This window comes from Coleofasciculus sp. FACHB-712 (genome assembly GCF_014695635.1).
In the GTDB taxonomy this organism is placed as follows: Bacteria; Cyanobacteriota; Cyanobacteriia; order Cyanobacteriales; family FACHB-T130; genus FACHB-T130.
On the sequence record NZ_JACJOQ010000545.1, the window covers coordinates 13,437 to 37,591 of the forward strand.

The window sequence follows — 24,155 nt, forward strand, 5'->3', positions numbered from 1 at the left end:
TCCTTAAATTTCCTTAACCCAAGATTGAATGCGGCTGAGCGCTGTTTCTAACGCAGATACTATCTCAGTCGTTCCTGCAAGTTGGTAGTGGGAGGCGAGTTCCTCCAGCTTTTGGGCATTGCTTCGCATCCCCTCTACTCCGACGTTGGCACTCGCACCTTTGATGTGATGAGCTTCTTTTGCAAGACTATCAAAGTCATTGATAGCGATCGCTCTTTTCACCGATTCTAGATGAGCCTGAACTTCCGTGAAGAACATTTGCAACAGTTCCAACTCAAACTCCCTGCTTCCCTCAGAAAGTTGATGCAGATGTTCCCAATCCACTAAATCTTGTAAAGACGAGAATCGCGTTTCTACATCTTCCCGTGTGGCAATACCGCCACTGCTGGCATTTGCACCCTGAAAAATGACTTTCGTCCAATGCTCAATTACCACTGCTAACTGTTCCCTTGATACTGGCTTACTCAAATAGTCATCCATCCCAGCATCAAGACAGCGTTTGCGGTCTTCTTTCATCGCGTTAGCGGTTAGGGCAATGACAGTGGTACGGCGCGAACCTTCTCCTTGTCGCCGCCGAATCTCTCGCGTTGCTTCATAACCGTCGAGAATCGGCATCTGACAGTCCATCAGAACTAAGTCATAGGGAATTTTTTCCAATAACTCTACGACTTCCTTCCCATTCGCAGCGACATCGGCTTCATAACCCAAAGTATTTAGCTGCTTGAGGGCAACTTTTTGATTAATCAGATTGTCCTCAGCTAGCAAAATTCGCAACTTGCTTTGGGGAATTGGAATTCGGGAAGGTTGGGGTGAAAAATTCTTCTCCTCTACTTCTTTGCCTACCTCTTTGCCTCTGTCCCGCTGTTCCTCTTGCTTCCCCAAGATGGAGACAATGGTATCCAATAAGCGAGATGGCTTGACTGGCTTAATCAAATGGGCAGCAAATCCTGCCTTCGTCGCCCGTTGCGCCTCCCCTCGCTGATCGGCAGAAGTGAGCATAATCAAGGGTAAATTAGCCAGCATGGGATTTCCTTTGATTTGCTCGCCCAAAGTAATGCCATCAACATTGGGCATTTGCATATCAATCACCGCCACATCATAGGGAATTCCCCACTCCAGAGCTTCTTGCAAAACTCTCATGGCGGCGGCAGCACCATCCGCCTCATCTACTTGCATTCCCCAGTGCGCCGCCTGAGAGCGAACCACTTTGCGGTTCGTGGCATTGTCATCAACTACTAGCAGACGCCGTCCCGCTAGATTGGTAGAAGTTTGGATGGGTGGTGTTATCCGTTCCGCTTGCTTTTTGAAAGGCACTGTAAACCAAAACTTGCTTCCCTTCCCTGGTTGGCTCTCAAAGCCAATTTCTCCTCCCATTAAGGTGACGAGCTGTTTGCAGATGACCAGTCCCAAGCCGGTGCCGCTATACTGGCGCGTGGCAGAGGAATCTACCTGGGAAAAGGGTTGAAACAATTGGCTCATATTTTCTGGGGTGATGCCAATGCCCGTATCGGTGACAGAGAAGCGAATCGTTACCACGTCCTCTGATTCGCCCTTCCCAAGAGAATTGGGGGAGGTGTCTGATTGTAGTTCTGCCCTCACCACAATTTCACCGGCGTTGGTGAACTTAATGCCATTGCCAATCAGGTTGGTAAGAATTTGTCGCAGACGACCAACATCGCCTTGGAGGTGGGTAGGAACGTTGCGATAGACCAAGGCAGCAATTTCCAGATCCTTGGCATGAGCTTGGGGAGCTAATAAATCTAAGACTTCTTCTACACAAGTAGATAAGTCAAAGTCTAAAACTTCCAGATCCATCTCTCCAGCCTCTAGTTTGGATAAGTCCAAAATCTCATTAATCAGGCACAGCAGGGCATCTCCACTAATGCGAATCGTTTCAACAAAATCCTTTTGCTCTGTAGTCAGGGGCGTGTCTAAAAGCAGCCCAGTCATCCCCAAAACGGCATTCATGGGGGTACGGATTTCGTGGCTCATGTTTGCCAAAAAGGCGCTTTTGGCTTGAGAAGCTGACTCAGCTTGGTGACGGGCGATCTCTAGTTCCTGGCGCTGGAGGGTTTCTTCTTCTAGGAGTTGGGATTGAGCCAGGGCAATGCCGACTTGGTCTGCGAGTTGTTGCAGCAGTTCGACTTCAAAGCTAGACCACTGTCGGGGTGAGGTGCATTGGTGGGCAATCAGCAGTCCCCAAAGTTCGTTTTTCTGCAAGATCGGGATGACTAATTTTGCCTTGACTGCCAAATGCTGCAAAAATTCCCGATGACACGGTGAAATCTCAGCATTTTCTACGTCAGCCACAATCCTGATTTTTCCGTGGCAGTAGTCCTCATGGTAAGCTTCGGGGAAGATTTCCGCACTGAAAGTTTGCCCTAATAAGGCGGGCAGACCAGAAACGACATTTTCGGTGACGATGGTACCCGTTTTATCGGCTGCCAGACGATAAATCACTACGCGATCGCACGCGAGAGATTTTCTGACTTCGGTAACGGTGGTTTGAAGAATTTCTTCGAGTTGTAAGGACTGGCGAATTTTTAGGGTAATTTCGGAAAATAATTGCGATCGCAAGTTCTGCCGCTTTAATTCCTCTTGTGCCTGTTTACGCTCGATCCACAGGGCAATCCTGTCCGCTGCAAATTCCAGCGACTGGAGAACAGATTCATTGAGGGGTTGACGAGCAAATATTGCCATCACTCCCATTACAGAGCCTTCAATAATCAGGGGATATCCAGCGAAGGCGACCATTCCTTCCCGCACCGCCCATTCTCTATCCAGAATCTGAGGATCGTCTACGACAGAATTGGTTAGGTAGGGTTGGCGAGTTTGGGCGATTTTGGCGATTTTCAGGGTGCCGATCGGAACGCGGCGATATAAACCCTCAACCTGCGCGTACATCCCAGCACTGGCTTGCAGTTCCAGCATCCTCTCCTCCCGGTTGAGCGTCCAGATCCGCCCAAATGCTGCGTCCAAATACTTCACCATTGCCTCGGTGCAGCGCTGCAAAATGCTTTGCAGGGTGTCGCTTTGAGTGAGGGCAGAATCCACCTCGGCGCGGAAGTGAGCGAGACGGGCTTGCAGCGCTAATGCTTCTTGTGTCCTTTTGTGGTTGGTAATGTCCCGCGTCACTTTGGAGAATCCGCGCAGGTTTCCAGCGTCATCATATAAGGCGGTTACGACAGCGTGCGCCCAAAACCGCGAACCATCCTTCCGCACGCGCCAGCCTTCGGCAACGCTATTCCCTTGAGCGATCGCGATTTCTAGTTCGCTTTGCGCGATCGCTTGTTGATTTTCTCCTGGCTCATAAAAACAAGAAAAATGTTGACCGATGATTTCCTCCGCTCGATATCCCTTAATCCTTTCTGCTCCCGCATTCCAGCTCACAATATATCCCTTGGGGTCGAGCATATAAATTGCATAATCTTTGACCCCTTCTACGACTAAGCGGAAGCATTCTTCGCTTTTTCGCAGATCCTCCTGCGCCTGCTTGCGACTGGTAATATCTTCAGAAATCCTTAATAAATACTGTGAGTTTCCTTGGGCATCTAAAATCGGTAATTTTTTAGTATGTAATATTCTTAAACCTTTATCTTTTGTCTGTATCCGCTCTTCTGGGATATCTAAAATTTTTCCGGTTGCCAGCACTTCTCGATCGGTGGCGGTGAAAAAATCTGCTTCTTCTTTGGTAAACAAGTCATAGTCATTCTTTCCCAGCAACTCTTCAGGGTTACGACCAATTAATTTTTGACCCGCTTTATTGAAACGCACAAAATTAAGTTCTTGAGCATCCTTGACGAAAATAATGTGGGGAATATTTTCGACAATTGAGTTCAGAAATGTCTGGGTATTCCGCATTTCTTCTTCATGACGCTTGCGCTCGGTAATGTCATGAGCGACTGCGTAAATCGCTTGCTGTTCAGACAAGGGCGTTGCTTTCCACAACAGCCATCGATAAGAGCCGTCTTTGCAGCGGTAGCGATTTTCAAAAGAAATTGTATCTATACCTGTAGAAAGTTGTTGCACTTGGGCAATCGTTGCTTCCCGGTCATCTGGATGCACAAATTCGATAAACGGTTGGCTTTGCAGTTCCTCATTGGTGAAGCCGAGAGTCTTTGACCATGATGGATTTAGACGTTTAAAATAGCCATCCATCCCGGCAATACACAGCATATCTAGAGACAGGGTGAAGAATTGAAGCTGTTCTTCTTGTGCCTTGTCGCGCTGTTTTATCGCCTGTGCCAATTCACGATTATTCCGTCGCAACTCCAGTTGCGTCATCACCTCCCGGCTGAGTGCTTGCAGCGCCACCCGCTGTTGGGGACTCAAATCTCGCGGTACGGAGTCAATCACACACAAAGTTCCCAGTGCCAAGCCTTCTGGCGTTAACAAAGTAGCACCCGCGTAAAACCGGATATTCGGATCGGAAGTCACGAGGGGATTATTGGCAAATCGCTCGTCAGTGGATGCATCGCGGATAACAAATAGGTCGGTTTGCAGGAGAGCATGGGCGCAAAAAGCAATGTCACGAGGAGTTTCCTGAGCCGTGATGCCAACTTTTGATTTAAACCACTGCCGATCCGTATCAACTAAGCTGACGAGGGCAATTGGTGTACCGCAGATGTGTGCAGCCAAAAGCGTCAGATCGTCAAATGCCTGTTCTGCGGCGGTATCAAGGATTTCATACTGCTGTAGCGCTTGAATCCGTTCTGGTTCGTTTTCGGGTAAAGGTGCTTTCATCTACGTTTTTGAAGGGTAGCATTCTAATTTTTACAGGTGTATTCAAAGCAATGCATATTTGTAAAGTTATTCAAATCGAGGGCGATCGCTATATCTCCTGCCTCGTTATGGCTTCCCTAAGAGCGATCGCCCAAATTTTCTGTTAACATCCACAAAAATGCCGATTGCAAGAAACTGCTGGAACGTTCCAGATTGCCTGCTAATGTAAGTAATTATACAGACAATAAATTTCCGCTCATTTAGGCAAGAGTGAAATCATTCATCATTTCTATGACCAAGCAAGAATACCTAAAAATTCTATTAGTTGAAGATAGCCTTGTGAGTCAGACGGTTGTATTTAAACAGTTAAAGAAGTTAGGGTATGAAGCAAATGTTGCTGCTAATGGTCAAGAAGCATTATGGATGAGATCCCAAGGAAAATATGACCTAATCCTCCTCGATTGCCAGATGCCGATACTAGACGGTTATGAAACTGCACAAAGAATTCGTCAATTAGAAGGTGATGCGCGACAGACAATCTTGATTGCAATGACTGCCAACGGCATGAAAGCAAATCGGGAGCGCTGTATAAAGGTCGGCATGGATGATTATCTACTTAAGCCGGTTCGTGAGGAAGAGTTGGCAGCTAAATTAGAAAATTGGATTGAAGTTATTATTAAAAATAAGCAGGCAATCGCATCCTCATCTGCCTCCTCATCTATAGATTTAACAAGTAAAATTATTCCCGTTGACTCCAGTGCTAACCCGGACGAGTCAAGCGTCAATGACTGGGTGGATTTAAATCGCTTAGACGATATAACCTTGGGGGATCTGAAATTGCGAAACGAAATTCTACAAGCCTTTTTAGAAGATACAAAAGTAAACTTATCATCGATAAAATCAGCAACTTTTTCTAAGAATTTTGAAGCGATTGAACATAAAGCCCATCAAATTCGGGGTGCTAGTGCGAATGTTGGCGTCAACAAATTAAAAAATTTAGCCGACCGATTAGAACTTCAGAGCCAACAAAAAAACTTTAAGGAAGTGACTCAATTGGTAATTCAAATAGAAAATCATTTCCAAAAGATTCAATCTTTTTTGTTTGAGATAATTGACTGGGAGAGGGTGGAGGGTGAAACTCCAGTCCTTCTTCACGCCAATCGGTCTGGAGGGACGCAGGTTGGTTCCACGTCAAAAATTTTAATTATTGATGACGATCCTAGCGTTCGGTTAGTCGTCAAAAACTCACTCCAACTTCTAGGTCATGAAGTCATAGTAGCGGCGAATGGTGAAGAGGGATTAAGGAAAGCAAAGCAGCTACACCCTCATCTAATTATTTGTGATTGGATGATGCCAGTCATCAATGGGCTGGAAGTGTGCCGTCAGGTTAAATCCGATCCAGAATTATCTTTGGCATTTTTTATTTTGCTGACGATTCGTGGGGATGTAAAAGACCGGGTGGAGGGTTTAGATACTGGCGCTGATGAGTATCTCCCAAAACCAATTGATATGAGTGAATTAAGGGCGCGGGTGGGCGCGGGATTGCGATTGCAGCGGTTAACGCAAGAATTGAGCGAAGCGAATCAGGCACTGCGACAAGCGAATCAGCAATTGACTGCCCGTAATGAATTGCTAGAATCTTTGTCGCTGACCGATCAGTTAACAGGTTTATTAAATCGGCGGGCAATGGATCAGGCATTGCCTCATATGCTGCGGCAAGTCGGCAACCGCGATGCGAATACTCGCTACCGTTATTTGTGTGTATTTCTGATTGATGTGGATCATTTTAAGCGGGTGAACGATACGTATGGTCACACAGTGGGGGATTGTGTGCTGCAAGCGATCGCCGGACGACTACAGTCCAATGCACGCCCTAGCAGTCTGTTGTATCGCTATGGTGGTGAAGAATTTGTCTGCATCACCCTGGGACTGAATCTGCACAATGGTTTAGAGTATGGTGAAAGTTTACGCTCTTGCATCGCCGAATGCCCTTTCAAGATTTCTAACGATCTGCTGCTACCCATTACGATTAGTATCGGTGGCGCGATCGCTAGCGCTGTTAATTTAGTTGATTCTCAAGATTTATTACATCAAGCAGATCGAGCGCTTTACAGAGCTAAGCATGAAGGTAGAAATTGCCTACGAATGTTTTCCTCGTGGGAAAATATTGTTGAGATGGGTCACGCTTAAATTAGTTTGGAGTTGCTAATCTTCTCAAGGATGCGATCGGAGCGTTACCGTAATGCTTGCACTTCAGTATTTACCGTTGAGCTTTATTAATAGAAATTTTTAATTTCAGGATAGTGAAAATAACAAATGCAACTATTTTTAAATTAAAACTATATAAACCAATGATTGTATTTTATTTGATTTAATTATCAACATTTTTAGAGGATTTTACTCAAAATTACAATCCTAAAAATCATAAAACAATGAAATTTAATTTCTGATTCTCGATTGCTTGTCAGTGGCTGTACAGGAAACAAAAAGTCAATAGCAGTGATTCCGAGCCTAGCAGAAGGATGCCCAAAAGTTTAGATTTGCCGCCAGTCATCAGAGTAAAATTAAGATGGTTTAAGAGCCTGACAAGAGAACTTCAGACAAGCGAGGAGTGCTAGTTGCAAGACCGCTGCGCTTACCCCGCATCCGCTTGGCGATGCTGTGAGGAGGGAGGAAATGAAAAATTTCAAACCAGGAAGCGTAGGAGCGATAACCGCAGGCCCCTTTAGTGATTTTCAGGGTGTGGTAGTTAAGTTGCAGCCTGGAGAAAAGATTGTTGTTGAAGTCGAAATATTGGGTCGCAAAGCAGAAATCACCCTAAATCAAGAGCAGTTCGAGTTACTGGGTGAAGACCCCCGTCCCCGCTTCCGGGACGAGATTGAAAAAGATATCGACCAGATGCTTCAGGAGGAATTTGATAATTGGTGGCTAAAGCAGTTGGATCGACCAGAGGATGATTTAGTTGCCGAGTGGTGTGCTTTCTGTGCATTTCGTCAAGAATTTGAGGCGAAAGCTGCCGTAGAACGACAGACTTTGCTCAATGCTTTTGAAGCATCTTTTACCGCGATCGCAGAACATGGTGTCTCATGGGCAAAACAACGCTGGGAAACAGAAACAGAACGCTGGACGCCAAACGCCTATCGGCACGAAGAATTCTACAAAGCAGCGCGTCAGCAAATAAAAGAATGTCCTGATGATTCAGGTCATTGGACGGATATCTGGCGACATCTGTGGCAAGCGGCAAATGAACGTTCCTGGAAAGCGGAATACATGGCATGGCGTCAGGAAAATCTGCCAGATGCTGCCACGATTGAGCAGATGCGCTTGGACGCCCGACAAAAAGCGCAAGCGTTGTTGGAACCTGTGCGATCGCTGGTACAACAAACCCACGGCTTGACCTTACCCGACCATGTTTTTGCATTCTGGGCTTTCTGGCTCAGCTTAACTCCGATTGAGCGGCAAGAAATGCACTGGATTGCAACACCTTGCGGTTTGTTTGATTTATTCAGTGAAGAAGGTTTGCAGCGAAAACCCATACCAGAACTTGACCATCGCTTACATTACCGCTATTACCGCGATCCGCCGGAGTTTCTCACTTTGCTGTACGGGGGCGGCGATGGTCTGCATTTTGGTCTTTGGTACGATGACCCCAGAGAACTGCCCACGGGTGTGATGTATTACTGGAACAACGATGGCATTCCCGTCTGTGATGACGGTTGTCAAACATTGCTCCAACAGGTTCGCTTCCAAATCGAAAAAGCGGTCTCTCAGCTGGAATATGACCGCTATGACAACGATTCTCGGCATCGACGAGTTAGACTCTCAGCACTCCGCGATGCGGTGATGGCGTTTGAAACCGCGGAACGCCCTGAAATGGGAAGTCTGTACGAGAAAGCCTACAAGCAACCGCCGCTGGGTGCCAGGATTGCGACTGAGGATGGTGCGGGGGTGGCAATTCCCGGCTTCAGCGCCGAAACTTTCCCTCAGCGCGATCTTGAAGTAATTAGAATCGCTATCTTAGGGGATGCACCAATTGTCCAAGACTGGATTGTGGCAGCACTAGAAGCTTGTGCCGAGGGTCAACCGGCTGAGGCGCTGGCATTCGGTCGGGACTTGCACTGGCTTTCCGGTGGGAATCCCGAACGAGAAGCGGCTGCTGCCAAACTGCTGGATGCTGCCTACCGCGCACTCGGTCGAGATGCTTTGGCTGCGATCGCATTGGTCCATTTTCAAAAGCGATCGCTCCAGTCAGTGAATATTTATTAGCGATAAAGTTATAGCTACCAGAAATAGTCAGCGATCGCGCATTACAAAGCACGAATTTCTTGCCGTATTGGGTAAAGAACTTTTAAACAATACTCTTGCGTTGATGTCATTTAAAGCCCTTAATTTTAGCCCTCAATGACACCTGTAATCAAAGATACTGGGCGCTCATTGTGATAAAACAGGAAAATAATCATGTTGAATAAATTCAAGCTGGGTACCAAATTCACCTTACTTCTATCGCTAGTTTTTATCTTTGGGATTGTTGTTAGTGGGATTGCTTTGTCTAAGGCACTTCAGCACAGAGCCGAAAATGAAATTATCTCTAAAGGTGTAGTTCTCATGGAGACAATGAACTCACTGAGAGACTATACAAATACTCAGATTAGTCCTCTCTTAGCGCAGAGTGCAGAAGCTCAACCAGAATTTATTCCTGAAACAATTCCTAGCTTTTCTGTAAGAGAAGTTTTTGAAGGTTTACGCCAGAAAGGAGAATATAAAGATTTATTCTACAAAGATGCTACTCTGAATCCTACAAATTTGCTAGATAAAACAGATAACTTTGAAGACAAAATTGTAAACCGCTTTCGCAACGAACCAGAAACGAAAGAAATCTCAGGTTTTCGCTCTTTATTTGGCAAGCAAGTATTTTATAAAGCTTTACCGATTGCGATTGAACAAGAGAGTTGTCTCCGCTGCCATTCGACTCCAGCCGCAGCGCCGAAGAATTTGATAAAAACCTATGGCAGTAAAAACGGTTTTGGTTGGCAATTAAATGAAATTATTGGTGCTCAAGTCATCTATGTCCCCGCCGAGCAAGTTTTTGAGAGAGCCAACCGTTCTTTTTTCCTAATTATCGGAATTTTTCTCGGCATTTTTACTTTTGCCGTGCTTATAATTAATTACTTATTAAAACGAACTGTTGTTCAGCCAGTTAAACTCATGGCTAAGCTGGCTCAAAAAATTACTGCTGGTACAACTTCCGATAAAGTTGAGGAATTCGATTTAGAAAGTTTAAAAGATGTTGCCCGTCGTGCCGATGAATTGGGACAGATGGGGCGGGTTTTCGAGAGCATGGCGCGTGAAATTTACGCCCGCGAACAACGCCTGAAACAACAGTTACAGGAACTCCGGATCGAGATTGATGAAGCCAAAGCAGCGCGTCAGGTAGCTGAAATTACAGAGTCGGACTATTTTCAGGAATTGCAGAAAAAGGCTAAACATCTAAGGAAAAGATCCAAAGAATCCGATACATAAATTTAAATTTCCTATCTTGTGTAGCAGCTTAGCATTTAGTCTTTACTCAGCTAAAATTTACACTTTTTCCAATGACTATTTACTTTTACAGTACCCGCGAAAAATATGGTTGTTTCTCTAATTTTTCGCCTCACGGCTTTGAATTAGATGGGTTTTATTGGCCTACCAGCGAACATTATTTTCAAGCGCAAAAGTTTGTTGGAACGCCTCACGCTGACCAAATTCGCCAGGTAAAGACACCGAAGGATGCGGCGAGAATGGGACGAGAGCGATCGCGGCCCCTGCGTCCCGATTGGGAACAGGTAAAAGATGACATTATGCGAAAAGCCGTGCTACGCAAATTTGAGACTCATGCCGACATTCGCGAAGAATTACTTTCTACAGGCGATGAGTTAATTGTTGAAAATGCACCTGGTGATTATTATTGGGGTTGCGGTGCTGATGGTAGTGGCAAGAATATGTTGGGGCAAATTTTAGTAGAAGTGCGAGAGATACTACGCCTTAGCAACCAGCAATAACAGAAAGAATCGGCTCAAGCTAGAGCAGAGCAATTAGCAGAGAGATTGCGCTCAATGGGGATTAATCCAGATGAGGTGTGAGTAAGCGATCGCCTATGCCGTATGCACCCAAAAAGTTTGTGGCTCTGATGACCGCTCACTCTAACGACTAGATGTCTTTATAGGACATTATCTAGCTGTATTGAGAGCAGGAATCAGAGCCACAGTTTAGTTTTATCAGAAGTGCAAGCAGTCTAGGAAACTAGCACTTTATCCCTTAGCGGTTGCCACGCACGGGCACTCGGCTGAGGTAGTCAATGTCAAACGCAGAGACCCGTTGTGGGTAGTTGCGCTTGGTACTGAGCGACGCCGCAACCTCGCGGAACCGGCGGGGATCGCCTTCGGGAAGTTGCCGTTCTTGGTTCTTGCGGCTGTAGAACTTCTCCACAGTAAAGCGCCAATCGGTCTTGACTGTGCCAGCACTTTCGCGGAAGTCTTCGCCATAGCGAGGCGTCACCAGGTTAAAAGGACGCTGTTCCATCCGCTTGCGCTGGTAGGGTACGGTGAAGTCCCCAAAGTTGTCGGTATATTCTTGGCTGTTCACCAAGGCATCAACAAAACCGCTGAAGCCCAAAGTGGCAATTTTAATCGACCAAGCGATTTCTTCGGCTTTGTTGTAAGGCTCCCGACCTAAAAAACGCTTGAGACAAATGTTTACAAGGCGATAGTTGTTATTGACCGAGACAACCACACGGTAAAATGCCTCTGACTTCGCCAGACCAGCAATAAATTCCCTTACTGTAATCGTCGCATTTTTCAGCTGAGATTCTAGGGTAATCTGACGGTTGAATCTGAGGATTTCATGCTCGCTGAAGACTTGGCGATAAGCCGCCCAAATCAGCTGCTCCATTTCTATCGGTGAATTGGCATCTTCCACGCGATAGATGTATGGGGTATCTTCGTTAAGATCCGCTTTTCCAAAGCTCTTAACTCGTTGGTTTTGGGTGGTTGGTTTGTATTCAAGTAATGGCAGTGCCATTTAAAAATCTCCCTTATAAAGTGGTTGAGACTTCCTATTTTCCAGCATCGGGGTATCCTCTGGTCGATGGAATCCCCGTGCTACCGGAGAGGAAAACTTACTTGCGAGTTAATCGAGACTCGTGTCTCTTGCGCTGTATTATCCCGTGTCATGTCGGGAATTTTGATGTTAGCCGTGTTAACGGTAACAGTATTGGTGACAGGTCTTGGGTTGATTGCCCGTGCCATATCCAAAAAGTTTTGCACATTGCCCCATTTGTAGCGTGCACTTTCTTCCTTATCGCGCCAGTAATCGGCGTAGCTAGGCGTCACCAAGTTAAAGGGTCGATCTTTGTAGCGACGACGCTGATAAGGCACCGTACTGTCGCCAAAGTTAGACTGATACTCCTCACTATCGACTAGGGCATCAATGAAGCCGCTCAGTCCCTTAGTGGCAATCTTAATTGACCAGGCGATTTCTTCGTCTTTGTTGTAGGGTGCCCTGCCCAAGATCCGTTTGAGGCAAACTTCGACGACTCGATAGTTGGAGTTTTTCTCAACAACCAAGCGGTAAAATCCCTCAGTCTTCGCCAAACCTCGGATGAAGTCGCGCACAGTAATGGCGCGGTTCTTCACTTGAGATTCTAGGTCAACTTGACGAAAAGAATTGAGGATTTCGTGTTCGCTGAAAACCTGACGGTAGGCTGCCCAGATTAATTCTTCAAGGTCGCTATTGTCAATGCAGTTTTCAAGGCGATAACTCCGGGGAGTATCTTCGTTCGGCACTTCGTAACCCGATACTCGCTGGTTCTGCGAACTGGGTTTGTATGAAAGCAAAGGGATTGACATAGGTAAATTGTTAGTTCCTATCTTGTTGGATTGCTAATTGCCATGAACCATGAACAATTAGCTATTAGCCTTTAGGCTTTGGGCGTTGGATAAAGGTAGCGGTAAGGAAGGGCTACGTCGGTGCGACCTACAGCAGGTTGCAAGTTGGCAGCTTTGCTCCTCGTGTCGGGAATCTCCATGTTTTTAATTTGAGAGAGTACCCGATCTCTGGTGCGCTGGTAGTTGACTTCGCTAGGGGCAATACTCCGAGCCATTTCCAAGAAGTTGTTTGGAATTGCTTGACGAACCGAGGTTTTACCCGTTCCGTTTTGACCCCCCACTTGGAAGTAACTCCGAGTATCTAGACCCATCATGCGACCGCGCCAGTAATCACTGTACCGGGGGTTGACCAAGTTAAAGGGTCGCTCGTTAAACCGGCGGCGCTGATAAGGTACAATCTCATCGCCGAAGTTCTGGCGGTATTCTTCGCTATCAACAACGGCATCGATAAAGCCATGCAATCCCTTGGAAGCAATTACAATTGACCAAGCAATTTGCTCGTCTTTGCCATAGGTAGCGCGTCCCAGAAACCGCTTGAAAGTGATGTCAACTAAGCGGTAGTTGGAGTTCGTGTCTGCCACCAACTGCCGATAAACATCGGACTTGCCCAATCCTCGAATAAACTCGCGCACGGATATGGCTCGATTCCGCAGTTGAGATTCTAGAAAAGGTTGGCGGTAGCTTTCTAAAATTAAATGTTCGCTGATGATTTGCCGGTAGGCAGCCCAGATCAAGTCATTAATTGCCGTGTCTGAGGTTGCATCTGTCAATCGATAAATCTGTGCGTCGTCCTCATCAGGTACTTCGTACCCTTCTACACGCTGATTCTGCGTGGTTGGTGTAATTTCAAGAAGTGGAATTGGCATATTTTTTGTTGTTAGTTGTTAGTTGTTAGCTGTTAGTGATGAGTCCATGAATAAAAGACGAATGGGCCTTTGCTAAGGACTCATCACTAATGACTAGTGAGCCAGCTGAACTCTGGCACGAACTGCTGGGTCATTATCTAAAGCCATTTCCGCTAATCGCTTTTGGATGGACGGGCGGACTTCCAACTGAGTGGAGAGTGCTTGCAAGCCGACGACAGCGGCGTAGCGAATCGCCCAGTCCTGGTCTTGAGAAATGAGCAGCAGGGTTTCTAATGCCCTAGCGATCGCGCTTTGAATCTGTTCGGCATTCAATGTGTGCCAGCGGAGGTTTCCCAGCCCTTTCGCAGCAGCGCGGCGAACGCTGGGCGCGAAGTCGGTGACTGCTGCCTCTACTAAGATGTCTAAAGCGCGAGGATCGGCGATTCCGGCTAGGGCACGAATCGCATAAGCCCTGGCACCGTAGTCATAGGCGTCCAGTTTCTCCAGCAAGGGTTGTACGGCAATTTCCCCTAACTGAATCAGCCCTTCTACTGCTGCTACTGCCGCTCCTGGGTTGTTGTAACCTAAGACGGCGATCAGGGTCGGAATCCCAACTTCTAGACGAGCAGCAGCTAAGGCTCGGACTGACGCCACCAAGCGTCCGGGGGAATCTGCCTGTTCAATGGCACGAATCAGTTCTTGGGGCGAATCAGTCATTAGTCCATCATCGGCGCTCGGTGGTCAATGGCGAATGCGAATTGTCAATTGCCATTTGTTAAGTATCTGAGCATAAATAAACGAAGCAGTAGGGTGGGAACTGCCACCCGTGCCGTGCAATGGGTGGGCAGTGCCCACCCTACCTATAGGCTACGTGCTGTTTAAGTTATGTCTACCTACTTACTGATTGCTAGTTGTTAATTGCCATTTGCTACTTGCGATTAGCCATTAGAAAACGACAATTGACTATAACAAAGCATCCATCAGGGTCATCACCCTGATGGCGTCAGCAGATAGCGAATTCGGTTCATCTGGGTGTAAAGACGCGATCGCTCGCGCCTGTACGTGTTCCAGCAGCCCTTTGAGGGCAATGAGTTTGAAGCTATTTTCGGTGGCAGCACTGGCGATCGCTTCCGCTGCTGGCAGATAACCAATCGCACCCAAGTCTGATAATACGATGCGGCGCAGTTGCAGATCGCTGCCTTCCAATGCTTGAACCAAGCGTTCCCCATAAACGGAATCTTCCGTTAACTGGTACATTGCCCGCGCTGCTGCATATTGCACCCGCGCGACAGGATGCTCCAGAAACGGTTGAATCTGAGCAGTTGCTTCCGCCGCTTGAAGTGCTCCTAAGGCTTCCAGCACTGCTTCATAGGGTTGTGTCAGATGGGGTCGCCCTGGTACTGGCAGAGCGGCTGCCACACCCCCTTCTAGCAGTTGCATCAGTTCCGGAATGCAGGTGCGATCGCCTAGCATTCCCAAAGACTGAGCTGCGGCTTCTCGAACATAGAAGTCGGAGCAGCGCAAACAACGAATCAGCCCTGGAACGGCTCGGCGATCGCTTAGTTTCCCTAGCGCTCGTGCGGCATTGCGACGGAGGGGGTATCCACCTAGCTCTGTCCGATCCGATTCATCCTCCAAAGCTGTAATCAGAGCTTCTACAGCAGCAGACTCGCGCACGCGGAATTTACCCAGCCACCAGGCAGCATAGTAGCGGAGACTTAAATCTTCATGGCGGAGATTGGCAATTGCCTGCTCCACCGTTAGCGGTTCGCTACCCGGTGGATTTCCGGACGGTGAGTCTGATTCAGAATATCGATCGGGATTAGGCGATCGCATCGTAGGAGTGCAATGACTTGGCTTTTACGATCATGGCTGAATGGGCTTTCTGGGTAAGCTGAATCGGCTTAGCGCTTGCCTTCAGCGTCATGATTTTGATGGGCTGTTGTCGCTTGGCTTTTAGCTTCGCTGTCTCCATCCAGAGTTAAGGGCTGAATGTTGACGATTCTGCCACCCATGCGGTTAATCCGCTGCATTTCTTCATTCATGCGGCTGTAGGGCACTGTGATATAGAAACTGCCACTACGGCGAATGGGATAGCTGAGTTTGTCAGATTCGTAAGTCTGACGTAAACCTTCGACTTCGTAGCGAAATACCCGATTGGCAGCGTCACCCAAAGTACCGCTCCCAAGTGCAGTTTGTCCAAACATCGTTGAAATAGCTCCTGTAATTGGGTTGAAAACAGTTGAGGGGGTGATGACATGAAACTTGATAGTTGGTGCCATCACCATTGTCAAAAAAGACTCATTCAAAAAAGACTAAGTGCGATGACACTTAGAATTTGCTCACCTTAAGCGGGTGTAACGCTGACAATTTTGCCGCCCTGTTTCGTAATTTGCTGTAGTTTTTGGGACAGCTGCTCGTAGGGCACTAGGAAGGCGTTGCTACTGCGACGGACTTTCGGGTAGCCTGGGCTGAGAATTCCAGACACTTCAATGCGATAAACCCGTCCGCTTTGTTCCTTAGTACCGCCGAGGGCTTTTCTGGGGGCCGCGTTTTGAGGAATCGCTGCCGATCTCCAGGACGAAGAACTGCCAGAGGGTTGGAAAATTGTAGAAGCCTCATTTCGGCTCAATTCGCCCATCAGTCGGGGAGTTTTTCCTCCAACTTGGGAGCGATCGCTATTCGCATAACCCCGATACAGGCGGAACATACGAGTAAAGCCGGTCGTTCTCACTCCCGGCTCTACCATAAATCCACGATAATAAGGGACAACGTTGTTTCCGAAGTTGGCTTCATACTCAACGCTGTCGATGTAGGAATCGATTTCTGCGTCGTACCCCTGTTCCTCATAGATATTGAGGTGGGAGTTTATCTCATCCTCTGCGTAAGGTGCCCGCCCTAGCAAATGCTTGTAGTTGAGTTCGATCAAGCGGGTATTGGAATTGCGAAAGAAAAACTTGTTTTTGTATAGATCTGACTTAGCGATCGCGCGGACAAAATCTCTTACCGTTATATTTCCTTGCCGAAGCTGCGATTCAGCATAGGTTAGGCGTTCCGACTTCATGATGTAATCGTTGCCTAGTACCTGACGGTAAACCGCGCGGATTACCGCTTGCAGATCGTCCTCTGTCCAGTCAGGCCGCAGTTCCACCCGTGTTTCATCAAATGCAGAAAGACCTAGGCGGCCTGCTGCTGCTAAATTCGACGCCACTAAACCGGCCATTCTTGCTCTCCCAACGCAACAACTTTTTAAGATTTTTATACTCAAATTGAGAAAAACAATGCCCGGAAAAATTAGCAACTGCTAGCAAGCACGCCAACACTCGCTGATTCTTCCGGGCACCGCACCTGAATACTAGCTCAGGGCGTTAATGGCGTAGTCGATGTAGGTGTTGGCTTCGTTAGCAGCTTGACCAGTCAGACCATGATTGGCCTTGATGTTCTTGAGGGCTTCTACGTACCAGCTGTTGGACAGCTCGAATGTGCGGTTGATTTCATCCAAACCGGCAATCAGGTACTCGTCCATTGGACCTGTACCACCAGCAACTAGACAGTAGGTAACCATCCGCAGATAGTGACCGATGTCACGGGCACACTTGGATTTACCACGAGAGTCAGAAGCATACTGAGGCCCCTGCATCTGGGTGGTGTATGGGAACTTTTGGTACACGGCTTGAGCAGCACCATCAATCAGTTGCTGAGCCTTTTGGGTCAATGCACGGGCAGCTTCCATGCTGGCAGCGGCACGCTCAAAGCGACCGTTAACAGCAGTCAGTTCGGTGTTGCCTAAGAAACGACCTTGGGTATCGGCTGCGCCGATGGCTTCAGTAATCGGGGTCTTCATTGTTGAGGTATCTCCCTAAAAGTGTTTGCAAAGTTTTCGACTAAACAACGCGAATGTTCGCGTCTATCCAACAGCAAGCTTGCTAGTTGTTCTTAAGCAACAGCAGATGAGGCACGATCGAAGTAGCTAGCTACTTCAGACATCAGTTGGCTACAGTCGCCCTTGGTGATGCCAGTGGGGTCATTAGCGATTTTGACCGCAGCTTCTTTCATCTTTTGGACGCCAGCAGCAACAGAACCACCAGGAACGCCTAGAGCTTGGTAGGTTTCGCGTAGACCGTTCAAGCAGCGATCGTCCAACACGCTAGAATCACCAGCAATTGTGGCATAGGTAACGTAGCGCAGGATGATTTCCATGTCGCGGAGGCAAGCTGCCATACGACGGTTGGTGTATGCGTTTCCACCTGGTTGAATCAGTTGAGGCTGCTCTTCAAACAAAGCACGAGCGGCGTTGGCAACAATGCTGGAAGCATTGCTGGTGATGCGGTTAACGGTATCCAAACGCTTGCTGCCATCCTTGACAACATTGGTCAGGGCATCGAGCTGCTCGGTGCTCAAGAATTCACCGCGGGCATCAGCCTGAGAAACAACCTTGGCGAATGCATCTAACATGAACTCAATCTCCTACTACTGATTTGGATGAGTGTGGTTTTTTAAAACGTCGATATTTGTCAAGCAGAGCTACTTCAATCTATTGAATCAGCTCTTGGATTGGTCAAGCCCAGACATAAGTCCAACACGCTTTTTAAGTCGCTCTCCCATCCCTTCTGTTACTTTACCTGCAACAAATTGGTTTTCACAGAAATATGAGAAAAGTCCGTGCTTTTATGAGAGATTTGCAACCTTGATAAATCCGTGTCTTGTTTAACTTTTGTCTGTTATTGATCCCTCCGGTTATTTTTATACAACGCCTTCGCAGCTTTGTTTTTTAAGATTTATTAAGCAATCTCAAGAGCCATGAATAAAAGCTCAAATCCTTACCCTTCCAAGGGTCTTGGATTTTATTTCCCACATACTTCGTTACAATTCTCCAAGTATTTATACTCAAAAAAGCCAAGGTTTTTGTTTTTATGGTTTTTTAATATTTGTTTAAAAAGTTTCTCGGCAAGGGTTAGGGGTTTTTTGGAACTAAATGTAATTATGTAGTTTTATGTAAATATATAAAGCCTTATCGGTCTATCGATTGTGGATTAGTGGCAGCAATTCGTCTTCGCAGCACATCGAGAAGCTTTACAAATGCTGAGGGTAGGGGTGCGATCGCTTCTATCAACTCCCCGGTTACTGGATGTTGCAATCGAAGCCGCCAAGCATGGAGCGCTTGACCGGGAAGATTGACCCCGACAGAGTGACCGGAACTGTAAACGGGATCTCCCACAATTGGATAACCGATGTAGGCACTGTGAACGCGAATTTGGTGGGTGCGACCTGTTTCGAGTTGGAAAAGCATCAACGTGTGGTTTCCCAGGCGTTCCTGCACCCGCCAGTGAGTCATCGCCGCTCGTCCCCCCTTCTCTACAGGTACGACAGCCATTTTTTTGCGATCGCCCGAATGACGACCGATAGGCTGGTCAATCGTGCCGCCCTCAGCGCGGGGAGAACCGTAGACGACGCCCAGATATTCCCGACGTGCGGTTTTAGCTTTTAGTTGAGCTTGCAGGTGTTGGTGGGCTTGGTCGGTTTTAGCAACAACCATTGCCCCCGTCGTATCCTTGTCAAGACGATGGACAATTCCCGGACGTTGCACCCCGCCAATTTCCGCGAGAGGACAGTGGGCTAAAAGAGCGTTGACGAGAGTGCCTGCTTCGTGTCCTGCGGCTGGATGAACGACTAAACCTGCTGGTTTGTTGATGATAATTAGGGAATCATCTTCATAAAGAACATCTAAAGGGATTTCTTCTGGTTGCAGGTCTAGCGATCGCACTTCTGGAATCGTTAAAGATAGGCGATCGCCCATTTGCATGGTTGCTTTCTTCGACGTGCAGACGGTGCCGTTCAGTAGCACGTTGCCGTCTTCAATTAGTTTCTGGATGCGCGAACGGGATAAATCTGGTAGTTGTTGGGAAAGATAGCGGTCAATGCGACTGCCTGTTTCTTGAACTTCGAGAGAGATTGAATGGGGGGAATTCACGAATTCACTGTTTAAGTTGGAAACGAACCGCAGAGGACGCAGAGGACGCGGAGGAAGAGAAACAGGAACAAAGGTTAGTGAGGGCGGCGCGATCGCATTTTAGTACGAGTGGGAAGACTTGTTTCTTAAGAGTAGCAGTGTAATTACTGCATCCTAGCCGAAACAAATTTACTTTATTTTCCTAATTTCCACTCTTCCGCGCCTGGTAATTTACTCAATTCCTCACTAATAATGTCGCGCAATGCCTTGGCTGAATTGGAATAGGTCAAGCTTAGAAGTTTATTTGCTGCGACAATTATCTCCGTTCTGCTTACCATATCTTGTAGTTGAAATGGGGTATAATTCTCATTCAAAACTTCCACACTTGCCGCGAATATAGCATCTTCAAAAGAATTTTCTAGATAAGATTTCCATTCATTCTGGTTAATATAGAAGGAAGTTCTATTTTCTTTAATATTCAAAGCTTGAATCTTTAGAAGCAAATCTCGAATAGAAACTGCCCAAGAATTAGTTAAACGCTGCTCAATTTGATTCTTTATCAAGTGAACCAGCATTCTACTGAGAAAGCTCTCAATATTCTGCAAAATAGCTTTTTTACTCATCCCTTCCAAATCATCCACCAGGGACAAAGCATCTTCGTATCTTCCTTCCAGAATGGAAGCTTTTAAGTCGGTGAGTTCTTGAGTCATTGTCAACTGACCTCACTTTTACATCGCAAAATTATGTGGTACGCGGGTATAGACTAGGCTATTGACTATCAGAAGGATGCGATCGCTCTCGGCACTTTTCTGAGAGCGATCGCATCCTTACTTATACACAAAATCCTCCTAAGTTCGAGGAACTTCCACTTTGGTTTCAGGCAGATTACTGCTTTGTTGAGGAATCTGTTGTTGCAGAAATGGTTTAACCCTCTCAGGTGAACTTGACCCTCGATAAGCGCCACAATAATACATACTTAGAACCGCTTTGAATGCCCAGTGATTTGACGGCACATCTGAGAAAGGATTGGGTAAAGTATCGGCTTGGTCTTGGGCACAGGCTTCCAAAACTGGATCTGAAGTTGGTTGCGCTGGAGATGAGGGCGTTGTTGGGGCGATCGGTTCGGGATCTTGCGCCTTAGCTGGAGCCACGAAGCCAATAGTGGCAAGGAGTATAGCTGTTGCGATTTTGAGTTTCATGGTTTGCGAGGAACAACTGTACGGGCAACTTTCTCTTAAAGTTGCCCCTCCTCAAAACTAACAATTACTGGCGTTACATTGGCTGTTCCAATTTGTGGATAAATCCTAATATCTCATCCGAAGGCTTTGCGATCGAAAGCCTCTTGGTTACAGCGTTCGGCGCACAAGATCGGCTAAACGTTCGGCACTGTCAGGGACTGCTAGCGTAGCAGCTTTTTGAGCCATTTGTTGTAGCTGTTCGGGCGACTGCAATAAATTTAATACCTTACTTTCTAGTAAATGAGGCGTCAGCTCTGACTGCCGGAATACCAAACCAGCGCCTGCTGAGTTAAAAATTGCCCCATTGTAGACTTGATGATCTTCGGCGGCGAAAGGGTAGGGAATGAGAATCGCTGGGGTTTGCGTAACCGCAAGTTCAGTTAATGTCCCAGCGCCAGCGCGGCTAATTGCCAGGTTCGTCCGTTGCAAAAGTGCCGCCATATTGTCATAAAACGGCATGGAAAGATACTGAGGATGCTGGAAACTTTGGGCATCAGGGTCATTATCGCCCGTCAGATGGACAATCCAGGCACCGGCATTCAACCACGCGGGGGCGCACTCGCGGACGATTTGATTAACGGCAACAGCGCCCTGAGAGCCACCGACGACTGCAATCAAGGGGACATCTTCAGGAATCGGCAACTCCAGCTTTTGGGGGGTGCGAAACTGGGCGCGAACTGGGGTGCCTGTGTAGGCGGTTCCAGCGCGGGGTAGGTAATGGGCTCCATATTCAAACCCCAGCGCCACGCTATTACACCACGGACTCAACCAGCGAGTCACTTTGCCGGGGAGGGCATTGGATTCGTGCATAATCACCGGGATTCCAATAGACCGCGCGGCAATAATCGCCGGTGCAGCAATGTAACCCCCTGTGCTGAATACACCCTGAAAATTCTTGTCTTTAAGTAGCTGGCGTACCTGCCGGATGGAACCCGTCAGTCGCAGCAGAATGCCCAATGTCCCCAGTCCAAACCCTTGTTGAAACCCTTCCACCTCAATGGTGTTGAGGGGATATTGAGCCGGAACTAACTGGGTTTCTAGGCGGTTCGGGACACCCAACCACTCAATTTCATAGTCTGGCAGTTTCTCGGCTAGCGCGATCGCGGGAAATAAATGTCCCCCAGTACCACTCGCTGCAATTAACAATCGTTTCGGTTCATTTGCCAAAGTTTCTATCTCCTACTGGCTGTCCTGGCTCGGATAAGATTAAAAATCAGTTATAAATTAGCCAATAGAGCATCCAGGATTTCTACTCTTTAGCACGTCTGTTGCTCGACACGGTTTTCTTTATCCAATTATTCAAACACGTCTGTGATGCGTAACCAGATAACTCCGTCTGTCAGCTTGTTCCAGTCTCTCATCAAGCAAAAGTCGAAAATTTTTGCCTTTATAATTTTTACGTCCCTGCTTCATCCAAACACTGTTCGAGCAGCGAGTCCAGAAACAGCACCCGCCGAGCTAAAAAATTCTCTCACGCAAATTGATGCAGCTGCCAATCGTCAGGATGTCAATGCGGTGATGCAGTTCTATAGCCAGAATTTTACCCATTCTGATGGCTTAAATCGTCAGAGCCTGCAACAGACTTTAACTCAACTCTGGAAGCGCTACCCAAACCTGAATTATCGTACAGAACTCAAATCTTGGGAAAAGGAAGGCGATGCCCTTGTTGCGGAGACGGTAACTCAGATTACTGGCACCCAGCGAATCGATGGCAAAAATATGAAGTTTGAGTCCGCCTTGCGATCGCGTCAGCGCTTTCAAGGTCAAAAAATTGTCCAGCAGGAGATTCTGGGAGAACGCACTCAGACGACCGCAGGCGTAAAGCCTCCCACGGTGGACATGAAATTACCGGAAGAGGTGCGTATTGGTCAATCCTATAGCCTTGATGCAGTGGTCCAAGAACCCCTAGGCGACGATTTGATGTTGGGAGCAGCAGTGGAAGAACCCGTGCGGGGCGATCGCTTTGCCAAACCCGCGCCGGTGGATCTGGAGTTACTGTCATCGGGTGGAATTTTTAAGGTAGGTCGCGCTCCCCTGACAAAAGGGAATTATTGGGTATCAACGGTTGTAATCCGCGAACAAGGCATGACAACCGTTACTCAGCGCCTGCGGGTTGTAGAAGGCGGTCGCCCTTCCAAATAGTTTTGAGTTTTGAGTTTTGAGTTTTTAATTTAATTGAAAATTCAGAACTCAATCTTCAGAATTTGTAGCGACTTTGTTTAATTGGCAAGGAATATTTTTACATACTGAAAAAAACGCGAATAAAAGAGGATTTTACGAATTACTTAGATTGCTATAGAATTTAGTTAAAGCAAATGATTTCCATCAAAGACAAAATCGTTGTAATTACTGGCGCGAGTAGTGGAATTGGTGCTGCTTGTGCCAAGATGTTTGCCCAAGCGGGTGCCAAACTGATCTTAGTGGCTCGACGCCAAGAGCGGTTGCAGGAACTCGCAGATGAACTTAGCAAAGAATTTTCTTGCCAGTTGCATCTACTAGCACTAGATGTACGCGATCGCGCTTCTGTTGAATCCGCCTTTTCTTCTCTGCCAGATGCTTGGGCTGAGGTCGATATCTTAATTAACAATGCTGGTCTTAGCCGGGGGTTAAATAAACTCCACGAAGGCAGCATTCAAGACTGGGAAGAAATGATCGATACCAATATTAAAGGCTTACTTTATTGCACCCGCTATTTAGTGCCAGGAATGGTAAAGCGGGGTAAAGGTCATGTGGTGAATCTTGGCTCCATTGCCGGTCATCAAACCTATCCTGGTGGCAATGTTTACTGTGCTTCTAAAGCCGCTGTGAAATCTATTTCCGAAGGTTTAAAGCAAGACCTTTTAGGAACACCTGTGCGAGTGACTTCTGTAGATCCTGGACTAGTAGAAACGGAATTTAGTCAAGTGCGATTTCATGGAGATAGCGATCGCGCTCAAAAAGTTTACCAAGGTTTAACACCTTTAACACCAGAAGATATCGCAGATGTAATATTTTTCTGTGTCACTAGACCTGCTCACGTTAATATCAGCGAATTACTTTTAGTCCCCACCGATCAAGCCACTGCTACCCAAGTTCATCGACGAATTTAAGGTTAATTTCGTCTTTTTAAACGCAAAGGTATACAAAGGTTGATGCAAAGGTTGGCAGAAAAAAAATACGTCTTGGCGAACCTTGGCGATTTCCTCTGCGAACCTTTGCCTTTAAGCGATTTCAGCTACACTTCCACCGTTTCTTTACTCTTCAGGGGCACGTAATAATCGCCGTTAGCGTCAACTCCCACCTTTCCAATTACCTCGTCGCCGGTAATCAATCTTGCCCCACGTTTGCGAGTCCAATAGTTCCAACCCCACTGGAGCATGACGATAAGTTTATTATCAAACTCAATTAAGAAGTAGATGTGAACAAATACCCAAGTGAGCCAAGCGAGCAAACCGGAAAACTTCACATAACCCAAATCGACTACCGCAGCATTTCGCCC

The 24,155-nt window shown here is 47.1% G+C and carries 20 protein-coding genes and 1 pseudogene; 6 read left to right on the plus strand and 15 right to left on the minus strand.

The window, feature by feature from the left end; all coding sequences use genetic code 11:
• Positions 1-3 precede the first annotated feature (3 nt).
• Positions 4-4,743 carry a PAS domain S-box protein gene (locus H6F50_RS19105; RefSeq protein ID WP_190429916.1) on the minus strand — a complete coding sequence of 1,580 codons (4,740 nt, stop codon included), beginning with the start codon at positions 4,741-4,743 and terminating at the stop codon, positions 4-6.
• 270 nt (positions 4,744-5,013) lie between these two features.
• On the opposite strand from H6F50_RS19105, the gene H6F50_RS19110 reads away from it, so the two are divergent.
• From H6F50_RS19110 to H6F50_RS19125, 4 genes are all read left to right on the plus strand, one after another.
• Complete coding sequence (locus H6F50_RS19110; protein WP_190429917.1) at positions 5,014-6,912, plus strand: response regulator; 1,899 nt, start codon at positions 5,014-5,016, stop codon at positions 6,910-6,912.
• A 486-nt stretch (positions 6,913-7,398) separates the two neighbouring features.
• The gene (locus tag H6F50_RS19115) at positions 7,399-8,988 is read left to right on the plus strand and encodes an ADP-ribosylation family protein (RefSeq protein WP_190429918.1); all 1,590 of its coding nucleotides are present in this window, start codon (positions 7,399-7,401) and stop codon (positions 8,986-8,988) included.
• Between the two features lie 192 nt (positions 8,989-9,180).
• Positions 9,181-10,242 carry a DUF3365 domain-containing protein gene (locus H6F50_RS19120; protein ID WP_190411789.1) on the plus strand — a complete coding sequence of 354 codons (1,062 nt, stop codon included), beginning with the start codon at positions 9,181-9,183 and terminating at the stop codon, positions 10,240-10,242.
• A gap of 71 nt (positions 10,243-10,313) precedes the next feature.
• Positions 10,314-10,760, plus strand: a complete 447-nt coding sequence (locus H6F50_RS19125; protein ID WP_190429919.1) for an NADAR domain-containing protein — start codon at positions 10,314-10,316, stop codon at positions 10,758-10,760.
• Positions 10,761-11,016: 256 nt separating this feature from the next.
• Here the strand turns inward: H6F50_RS19125 and H6F50_RS19130 are convergent, their stop codons facing one another.
• The 13 genes from H6F50_RS19130 to murG all read right to left on the minus strand — a co-directional run bounded on the left by H6F50_RS19130 (position 11,017) and on the right by murG (position 21,844).
• Positions 11,017-11,778 carry a phycobilisome rod-core linker polypeptide gene (locus tag H6F50_RS19130; RefSeq protein ID WP_190429920.1) on the minus strand — a complete coding sequence of 254 codons (762 nt, stop codon included), beginning with the start codon at positions 11,776-11,778 and terminating at the stop codon, positions 11,017-11,019.
• An 80-nt stretch (positions 11,779-11,858) separates the two neighbouring features.
• Complete coding sequence (locus tag H6F50_RS19135) at positions 11,859-12,605, minus strand: phycobilisome rod-core linker polypeptide (RefSeq protein WP_190429921.1); 747 nt, start codon at positions 12,603-12,605, stop codon at positions 11,859-11,861.
• A gap of 71 nt (positions 12,606-12,676) precedes the next feature.
• Positions 12,677-13,510: a phycobilisome rod-core linker polypeptide gene (locus H6F50_RS19140; protein ID WP_190429922.1), complete on the minus strand. Its 834-nt coding sequence runs from the start codon at positions 13,508-13,510 to the stop codon at positions 12,677-12,679.
• 93 nt (positions 13,511-13,603) lie between these two features.
• Positions 13,604-14,206 carry a HEAT repeat domain-containing protein gene (locus H6F50_RS19145; RefSeq protein ID WP_190429923.1) on the minus strand — a complete coding sequence of 201 codons (603 nt, stop codon included), beginning with the start codon at positions 14,204-14,206 and terminating at the stop codon, positions 13,604-13,606.
• Positions 14,207-14,452: 246 nt separating this feature from the next.
• Entirely contained in the window at positions 14,453-15,325 is an 873-nt protein-coding gene (locus H6F50_RS19150) for a HEAT repeat domain-containing protein (protein ID WP_190429924.1), read from the minus strand.
• Positions 15,326-15,393: 68 nt separating this feature from the next.
• Positions 15,394-15,771 (minus strand): phycobilisome linker polypeptide, encoded by a 378-nt coding sequence (locus H6F50_RS19155; RefSeq protein WP_242029111.1) that lies wholly within the window; start codon positions 15,769-15,771, stop codon positions 15,394-15,396.
• Positions 15,772-15,836: 65 nt separating this feature from the next.
• Positions 15,837-16,712: a phycobilisome linker polypeptide gene (locus H6F50_RS19160; protein ID WP_190429925.1), complete on the minus strand. Its 876-nt coding sequence runs from the start codon at positions 16,710-16,712 to the stop codon at positions 15,837-15,839.
• Between the two features lie 132 nt (positions 16,713-16,844).
• Entirely contained in the window at positions 16,845-17,333 is a 489-nt protein-coding gene (gene cpcA / locus H6F50_RS19165; protein WP_190411797.1) for a phycocyanin subunit alpha, read from the minus strand.
• Positions 17,334-17,425: 92 nt separating this feature from the next.
• Positions 17,426-17,944 (minus strand): phycocyanin subunit beta, encoded by a 519-nt coding sequence (locus H6F50_RS19170; protein WP_190429926.1) that lies wholly within the window; start codon positions 17,942-17,944, stop codon positions 17,426-17,428.
• A 556-nt stretch (positions 17,945-18,500) separates the two neighbouring features.
• Positions 18,501-19,460, minus strand: a complete 960-nt coding sequence (locus tag H6F50_RS19175; RefSeq protein WP_190429927.1) for an RluA family pseudouridine synthase — start codon at positions 19,458-19,460, stop codon at positions 18,501-18,503.
• Positions 19,461-19,633: 173 nt separating this feature from the next.
• A complete protein-coding gene (locus H6F50_RS19180; protein ID WP_190429928.1) occupies positions 19,634-20,149 on the minus strand; it encodes a DUF29 family protein in 516 nt (171 codons plus the stop codon).
• Between the two features lie 138 nt (positions 20,150-20,287).
• Positions 20,288-20,638, minus strand: a complete 351-nt coding sequence (locus H6F50_RS19185) for an S-layer protein (protein WP_190429929.1) — start codon at positions 20,636-20,638, stop codon at positions 20,288-20,290.
• A 147-nt stretch (positions 20,639-20,785) separates the two neighbouring features.
• The gene (gene murG / locus H6F50_RS19190; protein ID WP_190429930.1) at positions 20,786-21,844 is read right to left on the minus strand and encodes an undecaprenyldiphospho-muramoylpentapeptide beta-N-acetylglucosaminyltransferase; all 1,059 of its coding nucleotides are present in this window, start codon (positions 21,842-21,844) and stop codon (positions 20,786-20,788) included.
• 147 nt (positions 21,845-21,991) lie between these two features.
• On the opposite strand from murG, the gene H6F50_RS19195 reads away from it, so the two are divergent.
• Entirely contained in the window at positions 21,992-22,819 is an 828-nt protein-coding gene (locus H6F50_RS19195) for a nuclear transport factor 2 family protein (protein ID WP_190429933.1), read from the plus strand.
• 173 nt (positions 22,820-22,992) lie between these two features.
• A complete protein-coding gene (locus H6F50_RS19200; RefSeq protein WP_190429931.1) occupies positions 22,993-23,766 on the plus strand; it encodes an SDR family oxidoreductase in 774 nt (257 codons plus the stop codon).
• Between the two features lie 125 nt (positions 23,767-23,891).
• On the opposite strand, the pseudogene H6F50_RS19205 reads toward H6F50_RS19200, so the two are convergent.
• A pseudogene (locus H6F50_RS19205) lies at positions 23,892-24,155 on the minus strand (NAD(P)/FAD-dependent oxidoreductase); the annotation flags it as partial.